We start from the raw sequence: 16,687 nt of genomic DNA on the forward strand, positions 1-16,687 counted from the left end.
TCGCAACTAACAGTAGGTGATAGCATTTCGTTTTTTATTATAGCATATTGGATTTAAATGTCTAGTCGCAACTTGTTGAAGCCAAATAGTATTGTCTTCGAGATTATAGCATATTGGATTTAAATGTCTAGTCGTAATAAATGAGTATATAAAAAAGAAACCTCTCAATTTGAGAGGTTCTTTTATAAAGTAAATTCCATATGTTTTGGAAATTATCTTTTAGCCCATTGTTTAGCTCTTCTAGATTTATGAAGACCATATTTATGTCTTTCGTTAATTCTAGCATCACGAGTTAATAGACCTTCTTTCTTAAGAGCAGCTCTTAATGCTGGGTCAAATCTGTTTAATGCAACAGCAATACCGTGCTTAACAGCATGTGCTTGACCAGATAGTCCACCACCTTTTACAGTTGCTTTAACATCGAATTGTCCTTCAACACCAGCTACTACGAATGGGTGATTAACAATCATTTGTAGAGTTTTTCTTGCAAAATATGCAGGAAGCTCTTTACCATTAATTTCAACTTTACCAGTACCTGCTTTTACCCAAACTCTAGCAGTTGCCCATTTTTTCTTTTTACCTGTAGCATATGCTCTACCTAGGTCATCTATTTGAGCTTTTCTTTCAACAGGAGCTTCTGTTGCAGTTGCTTCAACTTCTTGTTTCAAATCTTTTAAATCTGTCATTGTTATATACTCCTATTATCTTGCATTCTTTTCGTTCATTGCAGCAATATCAAGCACTTCTGGGTTTTGAGCAGCGTGTGGGTGATTTGGTCCTACATAAACTTTAAGTTTTGTTAATTGTTTTCTAGCTAGAGGGCTTTCTTTTGGAAGCATTCTTTGAACAGCTTTCATGATAACTCTTTCAGGATATTTACCTGTTAGTCTTTCGCCCATAGTTCTTGATTTAATACCACCTGGGTGATTTGTATGCCAGAAGAACTTTGTTCTGTTTAATTTGTTACCTGTTAGTTTTACTTTCTCTGCATTGATAACGATGATATTATCACCACAATCTGCATGAGGAGTAAATGTTGGTTTGTGTTTACCACGAAGTCTCATAGCGATTATAGAAGCCATTCTACCTAGTACTAGTCCTTCAGCATCTACAATGTACCATTTTTGATCTTCAACTTTAGGAGTCTTAGCCATAAATGTTTTTGTCATTATTGTTTTCCTTTTTTTATTGATCTCGAACTCATTCCGAAATCTTGTTATTTAATTTGAGATGTAAATATATCTCGATTTTTAATTTTTGTCAATAGCATATATGTAAAATTCAATAAAAACAATTAGTTAGTCTTATGGTATTATTATACCTTATTTCCAAGTCATTGAATAATAAGTATTTATTTTTTTAAAATACGATTCGCTGTTTTTATTTTTAACTAAAATCTTCTACTTTATTTATACCCTCAAGAACTCTAATTTCATCAATTTTATTTGGAATTAAATTGAAACCACCTATAGATATTTCTACTTGTTTAGAGAAATCGCTTGTAGACATTATTATATTCACCTTGATTTTCCCTTTGGGAATATCTTTAAGTATATTGTGAATGTTGGTTATAGATTTTTTATCTTCCACAAAAACTTTAATTGATTTTGTAGCATTTACCATTTCCTTAGCTAAATCTTTAACTGCAGCACCTCTAAGTTTTAGATTATCTTCATCAATATCTGCTGCAGCAGGTATAACTACGAGGTTTCCTACTTCTAATATATCTTTAGAATTTTCTAGAGCATCACTAAATAGAGTTATTTCGTAAGATCCTGATGAATCGCTTAAGCCTATGAAGGCAAATTTGTTACCTCTTCTGGATGTTTTTATTGATTTAGATGTTATGATGCCAGCAAGTTTGACATAATTTTTACCTGTGTCTTTTACTTCTTTTAGAACATCTGCATATTTTATAACTTCCATGGATTGTAAAGTCTTGTTATATAAATCTAAGGGATGAGATGAAAGATACATACCAACTGCTTTAAATTCATACTCTAGTTTTTCACTATTGCTCCAAGGTTGAATTAAAGGTAACTTTGGAGTTTCTAGTTTTATGTCTTGCCCTCCAAATAAAGAAACTTGATTTGAGTTTTTTTCATGGCTATATGTGCTTGCATATTTACCTAATATTTCCATAGACTCTATTAGTTGAGCTCTGTTGGGATGTATATCGTCTAAAGCCCCGGCATATGTTAAACCTTCAAGCTGTTTTTTATTGCATCCTTTGTCTCCAACTCTTTCAACTAAGTCGAATATGTCTTTGAAATTGCCATTTTCTTTTCGTTCATTTACAAGAGATTTCATTGCTCCGACACCAACTCCTTTAATTGCTCCCAGAGGGTATCTTATTACATCCGTTCCATTCTCTTGTTTCTCTACTGCAAAGTTTGCAAGAGATTTGTTCGCATTTGGAGGAAGTACCTCTATCCCCATCTCATTAGAGTTTTGCTTGAAGATCGCAAGTTTGTCAGGATTGTCAACATCTAAATGCATTAATGCAGTCATAAATGCTACGGGATAATGTGCTTTTAGATATGCTGTTTGATATGCAATTAGAGCATAAGCAGCAGCATGGGATTTGTTGAAACCATAACTAGCGAATTTTTCTAGAACTTCAAAAATATGAGTTGCTGTTTTTTTATCAACTCCTCTGTCCATAGCACCATTTACAAATTTAGGACGGTGTTTATCCATCTCTTCTTTAATTTTTTTACCCATTGCTCTTCTAAGCATATCACCTTCACCAAGAGAGTATCCTGCCATAGTTTGAGCAATTTGTTGAACTTGTTCTTGATAAACAGGAATACCATAAGTTGGCTCAAGAATAGATTTAATCATAGGGTGATAATAGTTAGCTTCTTTTTCTCCGTGCTTCACAGCAATATATGTCGGTATGTTATCCATAGGCCCTGGACGATATAAGGAAACTAAAGCGATAATATCATCAAAGTTAGTAGGCTTTAGTTTAGAGATAACATCTTGCATGCCAGAAGATTCTAACTGGAATACACCAATAGTATTACCAGATCTTAAAAGCTCAAAAGTTTTTTCATCATCAACTGATATTGAATCAATGTCTATTTTTTCTCCATATGTTTTTTCAATAATCTTTGTGGCTCTTTTTATAACTGTAAGAGTTTTTAATCCTAAGAAATCGAATTTAATCAGACCAGTTTGTTCAATGGTTTTCATATTGAATTGACTAGAAGGCATGTCTAAGTCTGATTTAGGATCAACATATAGAGGTACTAGCTGAGGTAAAGGCCTATCTCCAATAAGAAGTCCTGCCGCATGAGTTGATGCATGACGATATAATCCTTCAAGCTTTTGAGCTACCTCTATTAATCTTTCAACTTTTTCATCTGTTCTTCTTAAAACATCAAGCTCTGTTTCTGTATCAAGAGCATCTTGAATTGTTTTTGCATCCATTGGTATCATTTTTGCAACTTTATCAACTTCAAAATAGGACATTTGAAGAACTCTACCAACATCACGAATTACAGCTTTTGCTTTTAGTTTACCGAAGGTGATGATTTGAGCAACTGATTCTTTACCGTATTTCCTTTGTACATATTGTATCACTTCTCCTCTACGAGATTGACAGAAGTCAATATCAAAATCGGGCATGGATACCCTTTCTGGATTTAGGAATCTCTCAAATAATAACCCTAGTCTGATTGGATCTAAGTTTGTAATTAACAAACACCAAGCAACAACAGAACCTGCTCCAGATCCACGACCTGGTCCAACAGGGATATCATTGTTTTTTGCCCATTTGATAAAATCCATACATATTAAGAAGTATCCAGAGAATCCCATTTTAATAATAACTGAAAGCTCATAATTCAATCTTTCAAAATATTTTTCTTTTATTTTCTCTTTTTCTTCTTCAGACATATCATCTGTATATACAAAGTTTTCTAATCTATATTTTAAACCCTCTTCAGATTGATGCCTTAGTTCGTCATCTTCACTTCTTCCGTCTCCACAATCTGCATGAGGAAGTAGAGGTGCTTTCTCTTCTAGAAAATGACTACATCTTTTTGCTATTTGTACAGTGTTTAAATATGCTTCAGGGAGATCTTTAAAAAGTTCTATCATTTCCTCTGATGTTTTAAAATAATGCTCCGGAGTTTCTTTTCTTCTATCATCTTCAATTACATAGTTACCACCAGAAATGCAAAGTAGAGCATCATGAGCTGAATACATATCTTTAGTTTTAAAAAATACATTATTTGTTGCAACAAGAGGTATATTCATTTCATATGCCCATTTTAAGAAGAACTCTTCACAAAAATCCTCTTCTGATAAGCTGTGTCTTGATAATTCCATATACAATCTATCGCCGAAGTATTCATGCAGGTTTTGAAGCATTTCTTTAGCATGGTCTTCTTTTTTGTTTAAGAGTAAGTAACCTAAAGGTCCATTATATGCTCCAGTTAAACAAATTATGCCTTCGTTTAATTCTTGAAGGTCTGCTAAATCAATATGGGGGTTTCCTTCTTTTCCATATATTGTGTAGGAACGACTCATTAGTTCGGAAAGATTTAAATATCCTTGATGATTTTGAGCCAACAGAACTATATTTTTAAAAATGCTTTCTGTTATTGGCCCCATATTTATCTTAACAGCAATAGATGTTCCTAATATAGGTTGTATTCCTTCTTTAGGTGAAGATAATGAAAACTCCATAGCTCCAAACATATTGTGAGTGTCTGTAATAGCAATAGCGGGCATGTTATTTTGCTTTGCTAGTTTTATCATATCCTTAGCTGTGATTGCCCCCTCTGCAAGAGAGTAGGCACTGTGTGTTCTAAGGTGTATAAAGCTATTTCCCATTATTTGTTACTTAATCCTTTTTATAAAAGTTGTTGCCCAAGGTTTATAATTATTGTTTTTATAAAAATTGATACTATTTTTATTATCACTTAAACAAGATAACATTATAGTTTTTTCATTTTCTTGTATAGCATATTCTTCAGCTTTTTGCATTAACTTTTTCCCATATCCTCGCCCTCGGTGTTCTTCTTTAATAAAAATCGAGCTTATAAATATTCTAGGTTTCATGCAACAATTGCCTCTGTTATGTGTAAAATTTATGAATCCAATATAGTTTTCATTTTCTTTTATTAAGTAAATGTTTTTGTCTGTTTTTATTTGTTTTGTCTCTAAATCTATACTGTCTTGCATCATTTTTTCTAAAATATCTTCAGTAACCTTATTAGTTAAAGTATAAGGGCAATGTTCATTTGTTATATCTCTTTCATATTGAGATAACTTTTTCTGCAGCATTTTAAATTGTGGAAATAATTCTGGATTATATTTTGCAATTTTTATAATGTTTTCTTTTTCCATTCTTAAACCTCAACTACCATATATTCATTGCCACAATGAGTAATAAACTTAACTAAATCATCATAAGATATAGAAATAGTTGAAGTATTTATCATTGGGTGAAATAGAATCTTTTCTTGTCCAATTAATTCGCAATCTATAACAACTTTAACAAGATTGTTATCGTCATTCATGATTCCAAAAGGGCAAACTGAACCCGGTGTTAAATCTAGCACTTCTTTCAATCTATCTGCTGATGCGAAAGAAAGTCTTTTGCTTCCAATTTGTTTTTGTAGGGTGTTCTGATTAATAGCTTTTTCAGCAGGAGTGCAAAATAAGAAATACTCTCCTTTTTTGTCTTTTAGAAACATATTTTTACAAAATAACCCATCAAATGTTTTTTCACATTTTTTTACATCTTCAATAGTATGTAGAGCTTCGTGCTCATACTTGTCGTGCTCTATGTTTAACTCTTTTAATAAAATCTCAAGCTGTTTCATTTATACTATTACCCAAATATTTTTTCTTTTATCTCTGCTAAGTTTTTCCTTGCAATTTCTCTAGCTTTTTCAGCACCTTTTTGTAAAATAGCCTCAAGCTCTTCTTCGTGAGATATATAATATTCGTATTTTTCTCTCATATCACTGATTAAAGCTAAATAGTCTTCAAGCAACATCTTCTTGATGTGTCCATAACCAAGTTTGCCTTCTTTTAATCCTGTAGCCATTTCTTCTAATCTTTCTGGAGTCATAATTGTTTTAGCAATTTGATATACTAAAATGCCTTCTGGATCTTTAGGCTCTTCAATAGGTCGAGAATCAGTCGCAATTGACATAATCGCTTTTTTAATTTCTTTATCAGTTTTGAATAAAGGAATTACATTATTATAGCTTTTGCTCATTTTTCTGCCATCTGTTCCAGGTAAAGTTGCAGCATCTTCTTTTAAGAAATAATCAGGAGTCTTGAAAACCTTGTCTTTATAAACATGATTAATTGAAGAAGCAATATCTCTGGTTATCTCTACATGTTGAACTTGGTCCTTACCTACAGGAACTATATCTGATTGGAACATAAGTATATCAGATGCCATTAGAGTTGGATATGTATATAATCCCATGTTTACTCCATCATCTGGATGATGACCTTTTTCATTGTTCTTATCTACAGATGCTTTATAAGCATGAGCTTTGTTCATCCATCCTTTTGGAGTATATGCAGATAATAAAACTTGTAGCTCAAATATTTCAGGAACATCTGATTGGCGATAAAAAACAGAATGCTCTGGGTTTAGACCGCAAGCAAGATAAGCTGAAGCAATTTCTTTAGTCCACTGTTTTATATTACTTCCATCTTTTTCTTGATTAAGAGCATGATAATCTGCAATAAACATAAAGTGTTTATTTTGATCTACTTGATTTCCTAAGTCTATGGAAGGAACCATTGCTCCAACATAGTTACCCACATGAAGAGTCCCTGTTGGTTTAATTCCTGTTAATACAATTTTGTTTTCTAAGTTCATTGCTTTATTCCTTTTTATTAAATTATATGAATTTGTTTAGCATATTTCTCTTTACAAAACAAGATTTTTATTGTATTTATTGCTTTATAAATAAAAGGCAAAATAAAAGGAAAAGTGCATGGAAGTAGATAAAGAAGATAAAAGATTTCATGGTAGAATTTTTGGTAAGACTATGAAAGGCGAAAGAGCTTCTTATATAAAGACTCATTTACCTAAGGTAGAAATAAAAGTCGATGAGGATTTTTCTGATCCAAAAGGTATCTTTGATATGCCCGTTGATGAAGTGTGGTTAGAGATAGGTTTTGGAAATGGAGAACATGTTATTTCTCAAGCAATACACAACAGTAATGTTGGGATAATAGGAGCAGAGCCATATATGAATGGTGTCTCCGCATTGCTTAGAGATATGGGAGACCTAAAAAACATCAGAGTTTTGCCCTCTGATGTTAGGCCTCTTTTAGATAATTTGCCAGATAATTGTTTAGATAAGGTTTTTATACTTTTTAATGATCCTTGGCCAAAGAAGAGGCATCATAAAAGAAGATTTGCTAATAAATATAATCTCGATAGACTTGCTAGAGTTCTGAAAAGTGGCGGAGAGTTAGTTTTTGCTACTGATCACAAAGGTTTGGCTATACATAGTATCAGAGCCTTTGAAGGGCATCCAGATTTTATTTGGGTAAATAGAGATAAAATATCAGCTTGGAGAAAAAGACCTGAAGGCTGGTTCCCAACAAGATATGAAGAAAAGGCTCTTAAACAAGGAAGAAAATCTGTATATTTCTTTTTAAAGAGAATATAGTTTATCTAAAGCCGACTTCTTTAAAACTTCTTAGTTTTCTGCTATGAAGTTTGTTTGGACCGTTTTCTCTTAAGAGCTCCATTGCTTTTACACCAATATGTAAATGTTGAGATATTTGCTTTTTATAAAATTCATTAGCCATCCCTGGGAGCTTTAGTTCTCCATGCAATGGTTTGTCTGATATTGACAGTAGAGTTCCATAAGGGATTCTAAACCTGTAACCATTGGTAGCAATTGTTGCGGATTCCATGTCTAGAGCAATTGCTCTAGAATCTGAAAGAGTTTTTATAGACAAAGAGTTCTTATCTATTTCCCAGTTTCTATCTCCAGTTGTTATGACTGTTCCTGTTCTCATTAAATTCTTTATGCTGTTTTTATCTGTTTTAGTTATTTCCATAATAGCATCTTGAATGGCATTTTGTATTTCAGATAAGGCTGGTATAGGAATTGATAGAGGAACAATATCATCTAAAATCCCATCTAATCTTAAATAAGCATGAGCTAAAACATAGTCTCCTAGTTTTTGAGAGTTTCTTAGCCCAGCACAGTGTCCCAGCATCATCCATGTATGAGGTCTTAAAACGGCTACATGATCTGTTATTGTTTTTGCATTTGATGGGCCAACTCCAATGTTAATTATGGTTATTCCCTTATGGCCTTCTGCTTTTAAATGATATGCAGGCATTTGTATATTTTTTTGGTTAGTGTCTGGTGATTTAAAATCTAAATATTTACCTTTTTTTATAGACTCTTCTTCAGCATATTTTTTAAACTCATCTATATAGAACTGATAGTTTGTGAAAAGAATATATCTTTGAAAATCTTCAGGATTTGTTCCTGTATAGTGAGCTAATCTTTTTAAGCTTAAATCTACTCTTGATGCTCTGAAAAGAGATAAAGGCATTACCTTTATGTCTTCCTCTAATAAGTGCGAGCCATTAGAGTAATCATCATCAATTATCGACAAATTAGGAACATCAAATAAATCAGGGATTTGAGCCTGCTTCTCTAAATCTAAAGAATTAGCATTTGTATCTTCTGATAAAGCAAAGTGTAAAGGAATCTTTTCTTTAGATAAGCCTATTTCTACAGGGACTTTGTGATTATTTAATAGTAAAGAAATTTGATCAAGATAATATCCTTCAAATACATTAAATGCTGTTAAAGTTGTTTTGTATATTCCTGGAGCTGTTATCAGTCCATAAGATAAATGACCTTTGTTTTTGTTTTCAATTCTTGCGGATTTTATGTTTATTTTTATATATGGATAATATGCAGATACTCTTTCTGCTATTTCTTTACCGTTTGTAAAATCCTCAAATGCAGATTGTAGTATCTCAATGTTGCTATTGTATATTTTTTTTGCATAATCTACAGCTTTATTTGCATTTGTAAAAAATTTAGATTCCATATTTTTTATCCTTTGTTTTGCCGTTATTTCGACCTTAGTATAGAAAATCCTTCAAGTCAATTATACCTTTTAATTTTAATTCTCTTCGCTCAATATGACGAAGGGAGTGTTGTTTTTTATTATGTTAAGACAAATGATTTGCAAATTCAACTCTTTTCTAGTATATTGAGAAAAATCTTAATAATAAAAAGAGAGGTTTAGATGAAGATAGCATATATGGGGACTCCTGATTTTGCAGTTCCTGCTTTAAAAAAATTAATAGAGAAATTTGGAATTGAAGTTGTTTATTCTAAAGAGCCAAAACCTGTTGGTAGAGGGCATAAAATTAAAAAAACTCCAGTTCATATAATCGCGGAAGAAAATAATATAGAGGTTAGGACTCCTAAATCTTTGAGGAAGAATACAGAAGAGTGGAATTATTTAAAATCTTTAGATTTAGATTATATAGTGGTATGTGCATATGGTCTTATTTTACCGCAAGAGCTTTTAGATATTCCAAGTAAGGGTTGTATTAACATTCACGGATCTTTACTTCCTCGTTGGAGAGGAGCTGCTCCTTTGCAAAGAGCCATCTTAGAAGGTGATGAAAAAACTGGAATAACTATTATGAAAATGGATGCTGGATTGGATACAGGAGATATGCTTCTTAAAGGAGAATTATCTATAGATAAAAACACTACAGCTATTTCTTTACATGATGATATGGCAAATTTAGGAGGAGAACTTATAGTTGAGTATATAGCTAATCCAACTAAACCTGAAAAACAAGATGATAGTATGGCAAATTATGCAAATAAAATCACAAAAGATGAGGGGCTAATAGATTGGAATAGCTCTGCAGAAAAAATACTAAGGCAGTATAATGCTCTAGCTATTTGGCCAGGGGTTTATTTTGAGCTTAATGGTCAAAATATAAAGGTTAAGTCTTTAGAATTAGTAGAAGGTAGTGGTAAAGCTGGAGAAATATTAAATAAAGATATGGTTATTGCTTGTTCTGAAGGGGCAATAAAGTTAAATAAATTACAAAAACCTGGTAAGTCTGCTGTGGATGGAATAGCATTTTTTAATGGAACTCAAGAATTGAAAGTTGGAGATGTTATATAGTGAATATAAAAGAGAGAACAGTAGATTATTTTGAATCTTTAGCAAAGCCTTTTTTAGAAAATAAAAACTTAAGTGATGATCAAAAAACTAAAGTGGATATAAAATATTCTCACCCATATAGAGTGGCGAAATTAAGTGAAGAGTTTGCAGATTATTTTAATATGTCTAAAGAGGATGCTGATATGTTTTATGTAATTGCTCTTTTACATGATGTGGGGAGATTTGAGCAAATAAAAGTATTTAATTCCTTTTCTGATAAAGATACTATGGATCACGGAGATTTAAGTGAAAGAGTAATAAGTGAACTAGATTTTATCAAGAATCATTTTTCAACAGAAGACTTTGATATTATTTGTAAAGCTATAAAAAATCATAATAAACTCACCATAGATAATAAAATAACAGATGGTAGAACTTTATACTTTTGTAAAATGATTAGAGATATTGACAAGCTAGATATATATAAAGTTTATATTGAGGATATATATGAAAAAGGAAATCTAGATAGTGTTGAAGGTAAGGGGAAGGGCAACCCAAGAGAAGTGCCTTCAGATGTTTTTCAAAGTGTTTTGAATAAGGAGGAAGTGCCTTACACTCTTATAAGAACACAAGCAGATAAACTTATTTTGTCATTAGGTTATATTTTTGATATAAATTATAAATATAGTTTTGAAATTTTGAAAAAAATGGTTATTATGATAAGTTGATTAGTGTTGTTGAAGAGAAAGTTAACGAGTTCGATAAACTCAAATCTATTTATATTGATTTTATTAATGAAAAATTGGAGATTTAATAATGCAAAGGTGGAAAATAATAATTGAATATGATGGAACTAGCTTATACGGTTGGCAAAAACAAAAAGGTTTTTTAAGTGTTCAAGAAATAGTAGAAAATGCTTTAGAAAAATTCTCAAAAGAGAAAATAGAGATATATGGTTCTGGTAGAACTGACACGGGTGTTCACTCAACCGGACAAGTTGCTCATTTTGATATGGAAAGAGATATGGAGGAGTTTCAAGTTTTTGAAGCTTTAAACTCTTTTTTAAAGAAATCTCCAGTCGCTATAATAAGTGCAGAGAAAATAGATAACAGCTTTCATGCGAGGTTTGATGCTAAATTAAGGCACTATACTTATAAAATTCTAAATAGAAAAGCTCCAACTTCTTTAAATAGATATAGAATGTGGCATTTTAAATATGATTTAGATATTGAGGCAATGCAAGAAGCGGCAAATTTCTTAATTGGAAAACATGACTTTTCAAGCTTTAGAGCAGCAAATTGTCAGTCAAATTCTCCTATAAAGAGTATTGAGAGAATATCTTTTCATAAAGAGGGGGATGTGATTTCTATGGATATATCTGCTAAATCTTTTATGTATCATCAAGTTAGAAACATTATCGGAACTTTAGTTGATGTAGGAAATGGAAGAACTTCAGTGAAAGAGTTTAAAGACATATTAGAAGCAAAAGATAGAACAAAAGCTGGAATAACTGCTCCTGCTTGTGGGCTTTATTTTACAAGAATAGATTATTAATAAAAAATTTACTTTAATTTTTTTTATAAATAGTGTATGTTTTTTTAAATATTAAATATAAAAGGAAAGAGAAGAGAAATGAAAAAAATTACAGTTATCGGTGGTGGAGCTTTTGGAACATCTTTAGCTATGACAGCAGCGAAAGCTAATAATGATGTTATCTTGTGGGCAAGAGAACAAGATGTTGTACAGGAAATAAATGAATCTCACACTAATAGGTTTTTACCTAAAGCAACTTTGCCAGATAATATTATTGCAACCAATGATATGCAAGAGGCTTTATCTTCTCCAGACATTGTTTTATTTGTTACTCCTGCTCAATATGTTAGAGATACTTTTAAAGAAATATTACCAAAATTAAATTCAAAAACTCCTGTTGTTATTTGTGCGAAAGGTATAGAAGTTAAAACTGGACTTTTATTGAGTGAGGTTATTAAAGAGATTTCTAAAGATACTCCTTTAGCAGTTCTTTCAGGCCCAGGTTTTGCCGCAGAAATAGCAGATGAAAAATTAACAGCTGTTACTATAGGTGCTGATGATATTAATGTAGCAGAAGAAGTTTCAAATGCTTTAAAAAATTCATATTTCCGCCCTTATATTTCTAATGACCTGATTACTCCTCAAATAGGAGGGTCGGTTAAAAATGTTATTGCAATTGCAGTAGGTATTGCAGATGGTTATGAATTAGGAGATAATGGTAGATCGGCTCTAATTGCAAGAGGCTTGGCTGAGATGTCTCGTTTTGCTGCAGCCATAGGAGGGAAAAAAGAAAATATTATTGGATTGTCAGGAGTGGGAGATTTAATATTAACCGCAAATTCAAAACAGTCTAGAAATTACTCTTGTGGATATGAAATCGGGAAAACAGCAAATGCAGAGAGTGTTATATCTTCTTCAACAAAAACGGTTGAAGGATTGTGTACTGTTGTTGCTGTCCTTAAAAGAGCAAAAGATTTAGGTGTTGAAATGCCGATATGTCAAGCAATATATAATGTTGTTTATGAAGGCAAAGATATAGAAACAGAAATAGAAGCTCTTTTCTCAAGAAGTGTTGGTAAAGAATTTTAATCTATAAAAACTTTTTCCTTATAAAGCTGTTGTTCGTGTTCTGATAGGAATCCGTCATTATTTATATCAGCTTGACGAAACTTAATTCTGGAGTATTCTAGATCTTTTAATAGATGTTTTTTCTTTCTTTCTCCATATTGAGGAGAGTTTTTAATATCTTGAGCCATGATTGATATTCGTTTTTCAATATTATCTAGTGTAATATAATCGTAATAACCGTTTCTACTTGACCAAGTTGTTCTTCCTCGCCATCTTCTATTTTGGTTGTTGTATGAAGCTGGTGATTGTTTCTTTACTTTTACAGAGTCTGTCCATATGCTTTGAGCAAAAGCCTCTCCGTAATTAATAAATAAAAGTAATATAAGTATTGTTATTTTTTTCATAAAAACAGCCTCCTTTTAGATATATTATACTATATAATTAAGCTTATTGCAATATAAAACACTTGACTTATTAGGAAAAATATCCTATAAAGCCTTTGAAGGGCACTCTTATGGGGTGTCTTTTTTATTTGTTTAAATTAATTATAAAAAGGAGGTAATATGCTTTTAAGATTAGGATACCTATTACAGGGTGTTGAAAGAGTAGTTAGGGTTATTATATCAGCAAAAACAATCTTGTTTGCTGATAATACTAATTACAAATCTGATTCAGATGTTATTAAAGCGGATAACAATTCAAATATTGTTTAGTTCTCAATAATTCCGCCCATAGTTCTGTTAACATATACAAGTTGGCCTTTATAATATATTTCTTCTCTGCCAAGGAAATCTTTATAATCGCCTTCTTGTATTACAAAAGAATAGTTAAAATCCCCTTCTTCAAACTCTTTAGGTCCTCTAAAAGGCATTTCTTTAGTGTTGTTTCTAAGAGCTTCTCTTAAGAAATCGTAAATTTTATTAACAATTGAGAAATCATTAGTTAGAATTTTACTTCTATATGCCATTGTCCAAACTGGCTCATTTTGGTAGTATATAACTTCTCTTCCAGGAGCATTTATTTCGCCTAAATATGAATCATGATATGTCCAGCCATCTCTTTCATACACATATTCAATAAATCCGTCATTTTTAGGGGGAGTTAATTGATATTTTTGATTTGTTTCTCTTGTTGCTGCATATGTTCTTAAATGAGCTTCATACATGAAACTTAAAATCTCTTTAATTCTCTCCTCAGTAAGTCTTTGATGGTACATTTTAAACTCCTAAATTTTTATTTGTAAATTTGTATTTTTTGTATTATAAAAAATATATAAATAAAAAGCAAAGGATTTTTACATGGCAAAAGAAGTTATTTACAGAAAAGATTATAAAGCTCCAGATTTTTTGATTGATAATGTTTATCTAAATTTTGATTTAGAAGAGGACAATACAATTGTAAAATCTAAAATAGAATTTAAGAAAAATAATAAAGAGGCAAAAGATTGTGTTTTGTTTGCAGATGATTTGATTTTTATATCTGTATCAATGAATGGTGAATTGTTATCAGTTGATGACTATATTCTTTCAGAGAAAGAGTTAATTATTAAAAATGCACCAGATAAATTCATTTTAGAAGTTGAAAATAAAATAGATCCATTAGCTAATAAAAAACTAGAAGGGCTTTATTGCTCTAGTGGAAATTTCTGTACTCAATGTGAACCGGAAGGGTTTAGGAGAATTACCTATTACCCAGATAGATCAGATGTAATGGCTAAGTTTACAGTTAGAATGGTTGCGGATAAAGATAAATATCCAGTTTTATTGTCTAATGGTAATTTGATTGAACAGGGGAATCTAAAAGACAATAGGCATTTCGCTGTTTATGAAGACCCGTTTAGAAAACCGTCTTATTTATTTGCTTTAGTTGCTGGAAAGCTGGACTCGATTTCTGATAAGTTTACTACCATGACAGGTAAAGAAGTGGATTTGCACATATATTGTAATCCTGGGGATTCAGAAAAATGTTATCATGCTATGGAGTCTCTTAAGAAAGCTATGAAGTGGGATGAGGTTAGATTTGGAAGAGAATATGACTTAAACATATTTAATATAGTTATTGTTCATGATTTTAATTCAGGAGCGATGGAAAATAAATCTCTAAATATTTTTAATTCTTCAGTTGCTTTGGCAAATCCTAAGACTGCGACAGATAATAACTTTACATATATTGAAAAGGTAATTGGTCATGAGTATTTTCATAATTGGTCAGGTGATAGAGTTACTTGTCAGTCATGGTTTGAATTAACATTAAAAGAGGGTTTTACTGTTTTTAGAGATAGTGAGTTCTCGGCAGATATGCAAGATAGATCTACAGAAAGAATTAAAGATGTTATTACTTTAAGAAATGCTCAATTTCCAGAAGATGATTCTCCAATGGCTCACCCTATAAGGCCAGATAGCTATATGGAGATAAATAATTTTTATACTGCAACTGTATATGAAAAAGGTGCAGAAATTATTCGTATGATGCATACAATGCTTGGAGAAGAAAAGTTCCGAAAGGGAACAGATTTATATTTCTCTAAATTTGATGGGCAGGCAGTAACTTGTGATGATTTTGTTAATTGTATGGAAGAAGTGTCAGGAATAGATTTAACTCAATTTAAATTGTGGTATTCTCAGTCAGGTACTCCAGAAGTTAAAGTTAAAAGTTATTGGAATAAAGAGGATAGAACTTATAAATTGGATCTATCTCAAGAAACTTTGCCAACAAGTAAACAAAAAGAAAAAACAAACTTGTATATACCTGTTAAAATGGCAATCCTTAATCATGAGGGAGAAGAAATAGATTTAATATTAAATGGAAAAAATCTTGGTAAAGAAACAGTTATTATTTTAAATGAAAAAGAGCAATCTTTTGTGTTTGAAAATGTTCACTCCCAGCCAACAGCTTCTTTGTTTAGATGTTTCTCTGCACCTGTTAAAATAAAAACAGATTTTGATATTGCTGATTATAGATTCTTGATGGAGAATGATGAGGATGGCTTTAATCGTTGGGATAGCTCTCAGAAGTTAGCTAAGCATGTTATTATGAACGGAATAAAAGATTTTGATAACTTTGAAGTTCCAGAGTATATGATTAAATCTTTTAGAAAAATAATGCTAAATGATAATATGGATGATGATTTTAAAGCTCTAATGCTTAGACTCCCAAGTGAGAAAGAAATCTCAGGGTGGTGTAGTGTTATAGATCCTGATGTTATTCATGCTGTAAGAGAAAAAATAATATCAGAGCTTTCTATAAAATTAAACCATGAGTTTATAGATATATATGGTAAGACTACTTTCTCAGGAGAGTATGATATTTCTCATGAGAGTATAGGAAGGAGAGCTTTACATAATGTTTGTTTGAGTTATCTATGTGCTAACTCTAATAAAGGAGCTCTAATGTTAGCTGAAAATCAATATTTTCATTCAAACAATATGACAGAGCAGTTTTCTGCTATGACTAATATTATAAATAAAGATGAAAAAGTTGATTTAGTTTTAAATAACTTCTTTGAAACATATAAAGACGATTTTCTTGTTGTTAATAAGTGGTTCTTAGCACAAGCAACTTCATCTAAAGATAATGCTTTGGAAAAAGTAAAAGAGCTGAAAAAACATCCTAATTTTGATATGAATAATCCAAACAAGGTTAGAAGTTTAATAGGTGTGTTTGCTTCTATGAATCCAACTAATTTCCATAAAAAAGATGGCAGTGGTTATAAGTTTATCGCAGATTGTTTAATAGAGTTAAATTCTATTAACCCTCATGTTGCTGCAAGAATTATTGACTCTCTTTGTGCATTTAAAAAATATGATAAAAATAGACAGGATAAGATGGTGACAGAGCTAAGAAGAATTAAAGATATTGAAAAAATATCTCCTAATTTGCTAGAAAAGATTGACAGTGCTCTTAAAACTGTTTAACAATTATAAATAAAAAG

The 16,687-nt window shown here is 31.3% G+C and carries 16 protein-coding genes and 1 CRISPR repeat array (1 of these 17 only partly in view); of the genes, 7 read left to right on the plus strand and 9 right to left on the minus strand.

The window, feature by feature from the left end; all coding sequences use genetic code 11:
* A CRISPR array of direct repeats spans positions 1 to 138; the repeat unit is 36 nt; unit sequence ATTATAGCATATTGGATTTAAATGTCTAGTCGCAAC; it begins 953 nt to the left of the window's first position.
* Positions 139 to 212: 74 nt separating this feature from the next.
* The 6 genes from rpsI to trpS all read right to left on the minus strand — a co-directional run bounded on the left by rpsI (position 213) and on the right by trpS (position 6,859).
* A complete protein-coding gene (rpsI, locus tag OIF36_01865; protein ID MCV6599214.1) occupies positions 213 to 686 on the minus strand; it encodes a 30S ribosomal protein S9 in 474 nt (157 codons plus the stop codon).
* 15 nt (positions 687 to 701) lie between these two features.
* On the minus strand, positions 702 to 1,169 hold the full coding sequence (gene rplM, locus OIF36_01870; protein MCV6599215.1) for a 50S ribosomal protein L13: 468 nt from the start codon (positions 1,167 to 1,169) through the stop codon (positions 702 to 704).
* 217 nt (positions 1,170 to 1,386) lie between these two features.
* The gene (dnaE, locus tag OIF36_01875; GenBank protein ID MCV6599216.1) at positions 1,387 to 4,845 is read right to left on the minus strand and encodes a DNA polymerase III subunit alpha; all 3,459 of its coding nucleotides are present in this window, start codon (positions 4,843 to 4,845) and stop codon (positions 1,387 to 1,389) included.
* 6 nt (positions 4,846 to 4,851) lie between these two features.
* Positions 4,852 to 5,361, minus strand: coding sequence for a GNAT family N-acetyltransferase (locus OIF36_01880; protein MCV6599217.1), 510 nt, complete (start codon positions 5,359 to 5,361; stop codon positions 4,852 to 4,854).
* Positions 5,362 to 5,363: 2 nt separating this feature from the next.
* Entirely contained in the window at positions 5,364 to 5,840 is a 477-nt protein-coding gene (locus OIF36_01885; protein MCV6599218.1) for a prolyl-tRNA synthetase associated domain-containing protein, read from the minus strand.
* Between the two features lie 8 nt (positions 5,841 to 5,848).
* The gene (trpS, locus tag OIF36_01890) at positions 5,849 to 6,859 is read right to left on the minus strand and encodes a tryptophan--tRNA ligase (GenBank protein MCV6599219.1); all 1,011 of its coding nucleotides are present in this window, start codon (positions 6,857 to 6,859) and stop codon (positions 5,849 to 5,851) included.
* A 118-nt stretch (positions 6,860 to 6,977) separates the two neighbouring features.
* Between trpS and OIF36_01895 the strand changes: the two genes are divergently transcribed.
* A complete protein-coding gene (locus tag OIF36_01895; protein MCV6599220.1) occupies positions 6,978 to 7,661 on the plus strand; it encodes a tRNA (guanine(46)-N(7))-methyltransferase TrmB in 684 nt (227 codons plus the stop codon).
* Position 7,662: 1 nt separating this feature from the next.
* On the opposite strand, the gene OIF36_01900 is transcribed toward OIF36_01895, so the two are convergent.
* Entirely contained in the window at positions 7,663 to 9,072 is a 1,410-nt protein-coding gene (locus OIF36_01900; GenBank protein MCV6599221.1) for an AMP nucleosidase, read from the minus strand.
* A 201-nt stretch (positions 9,073 to 9,273) separates the two neighbouring features.
* On the opposite strand from OIF36_01900, the gene fmt reads away from it, so the two are divergent.
* The 4 genes from fmt to OIF36_01920 all read left to right on the plus strand — a co-directional run bounded on the left by fmt (position 9,274) and on the right by OIF36_01920 (position 12,777).
* Positions 9,274 to 10,176, plus strand: a complete 903-nt coding sequence (fmt, locus tag OIF36_01905; protein MCV6599222.1) for a methionyl-tRNA formyltransferase — start codon at positions 9,274 to 9,276, stop codon at positions 10,174 to 10,176.
* Positions 10,176 to 10,883, plus strand: a complete 708-nt coding sequence (locus OIF36_01910) for an HD domain-containing protein (GenBank protein ID MCV6599223.1) — start codon at positions 10,176 to 10,178, stop codon at positions 10,881 to 10,883. Before fmt ends, OIF36_01910 begins: the two co-directional genes overlap by 1 nt.
* Positions 10,884 to 10,971: 88 nt before the next feature.
* Entirely contained in the window at positions 10,972 to 11,709 is a 738-nt protein-coding gene (gene truA / locus OIF36_01915) for a tRNA pseudouridine(38-40) synthase TruA (protein MCV6599224.1), read from the plus strand.
* 78 nt (positions 11,710 to 11,787) lie between these two features.
* A complete protein-coding gene (locus OIF36_01920; protein MCV6599225.1) occupies positions 11,788 to 12,777 on the plus strand; it encodes an NAD(P)-dependent glycerol-3-phosphate dehydrogenase in 990 nt (329 codons plus the stop codon).
* Here the strand turns inward: OIF36_01920 and OIF36_01925 are convergent.
* Positions 12,774 to 13,160: a hypothetical protein gene (locus OIF36_01925; protein ID MCV6599226.1), complete on the minus strand. Its 387-nt coding sequence runs from the start codon at positions 13,158 to 13,160 to the stop codon at positions 12,774 to 12,776. The two genes, OIF36_01920 and OIF36_01925, sit on opposite strands and share 4 nt — an antisense overlap.
* A 159-nt stretch (positions 13,161 to 13,319) precedes the next feature.
* Between OIF36_01925 and OIF36_01930 the strand changes: the two genes are divergently transcribed.
* Positions 13,320 to 13,469 (plus strand): hypothetical protein, encoded by a 150-nt coding sequence (locus tag OIF36_01930; GenBank protein ID MCV6599227.1) that lies wholly within the window; start codon positions 13,320 to 13,322, stop codon positions 13,467 to 13,469.
* Here OIF36_01930 and OIF36_01935 read toward each other — a convergent pair.
* Positions 13,466 to 13,972 (minus strand): DUF5680 domain-containing protein, encoded by a 507-nt coding sequence (locus OIF36_01935; GenBank protein ID MCV6599228.1) that lies wholly within the window; start codon positions 13,970 to 13,972, stop codon positions 13,466 to 13,468. The genes OIF36_01930 and OIF36_01935 overlap by 4 nt on opposite strands.
* A gap of 82 nt (positions 13,973 to 14,054) precedes the next feature.
* Here OIF36_01935 and pepN point away from each other — a divergent pair, with 82 nt between their 5' ends.
* On the plus strand, positions 14,055 to 16,670 hold the full coding sequence (gene pepN, locus OIF36_01940; GenBank protein MCV6599229.1) for an aminopeptidase N: 2,616 nt from the start codon (positions 14,055 to 14,057) through the stop codon (positions 16,668 to 16,670).
* Positions 16,671 to 16,687 lie beyond the last annotated feature (17 nt).

The sequence above is a fragment of the Alphaproteobacteria bacterium genome (assembly GCA_025800285.1).
Lineage (GTDB): Bacteria > Pseudomonadota > Alphaproteobacteria > JAOXRX01 > JAOXRX01 > JAOXRX01.

Excerpts from the sequence above, each read along its gene's own strand:
- rpsI (MCV6599214.1), bottom strand. The coding sequence starts at position 686 with ATGACAGATTTAAAAGATTTGAAACAAGAAGTTGAAGCAACTGCAACA.
- rplM (MCV6599215.1), bottom strand. The coding sequence starts at position 1,169 with ATGACAAAAACATTTATGGCTAAGACTCCTAAAGTTGAAGATCAAAAA.
- dnaE (MCV6599216.1), bottom strand. The coding sequence starts at position 4,845 with ATGGGAAATAGCTTTATACACCTTAGAACACACAGTGCCTACTCTCTT.
- OIF36_01880 (MCV6599217.1), bottom strand. The coding sequence starts at position 5,361 with ATGGAAAAAGAAAACATTATAAAAATTGCAAAATATAATCCAGAATTA.
- OIF36_01885 (MCV6599218.1), bottom strand. The coding sequence starts at position 5,840 with ATGAAACAGCTTGAGATTTTATTAAAAGAGTTAAACATAGAGCACGAC.
- trpS (MCV6599219.1), bottom strand. The coding sequence starts at position 6,859 with ATGAACTTAGAAAACAAAATTGTATTAACAGGAATTAAACCAACAGGG.
- OIF36_01895 (MCV6599220.1), top strand. The coding sequence starts at position 6,978 with ATGGAAGTAGATAAAGAAGATAAAAGATTTCATGGTAGAATTTTTGGT.
- OIF36_01900 (MCV6599221.1), bottom strand. The coding sequence starts at position 9,072 with ATGGAATCTAAATTTTTTACAAATGCAAATAAAGCTGTAGATTATGCA.
- fmt (MCV6599222.1), top strand. The coding sequence starts at position 9,274 with ATGAAGATAGCATATATGGGGACTCCTGATTTTGCAGTTCCTGCTTTA.
- truA (MCV6599224.1), top strand. The coding sequence starts at position 10,972 with ATGCAAAGGTGGAAAATAATAATTGAATATGATGGAACTAGCTTATAC.
- OIF36_01920 (MCV6599225.1), top strand. The coding sequence starts at position 11,788 with ATGAAAAAAATTACAGTTATCGGTGGTGGAGCTTTTGGAACATCTTTA.
- OIF36_01925 (MCV6599226.1), bottom strand. The coding sequence starts at position 13,160 with ATGAAAAAAATAACAATACTTATATTACTTTTATTTATTAATTACGGA.
- OIF36_01930 (MCV6599227.1), top strand. The coding sequence starts at position 13,320 with ATGCTTTTAAGATTAGGATACCTATTACAGGGTGTTGAAAGAGTAGTT.
- OIF36_01935 (MCV6599228.1), bottom strand. The coding sequence starts at position 13,972 with ATGTACCATCAAAGACTTACTGAGGAGAGAATTAAAGAGATTTTAAGT.
- pepN (MCV6599229.1), top strand. The coding sequence starts at position 14,055 with ATGGCAAAAGAAGTTATTTACAGAAAAGATTATAAAGCTCCAGATTTT.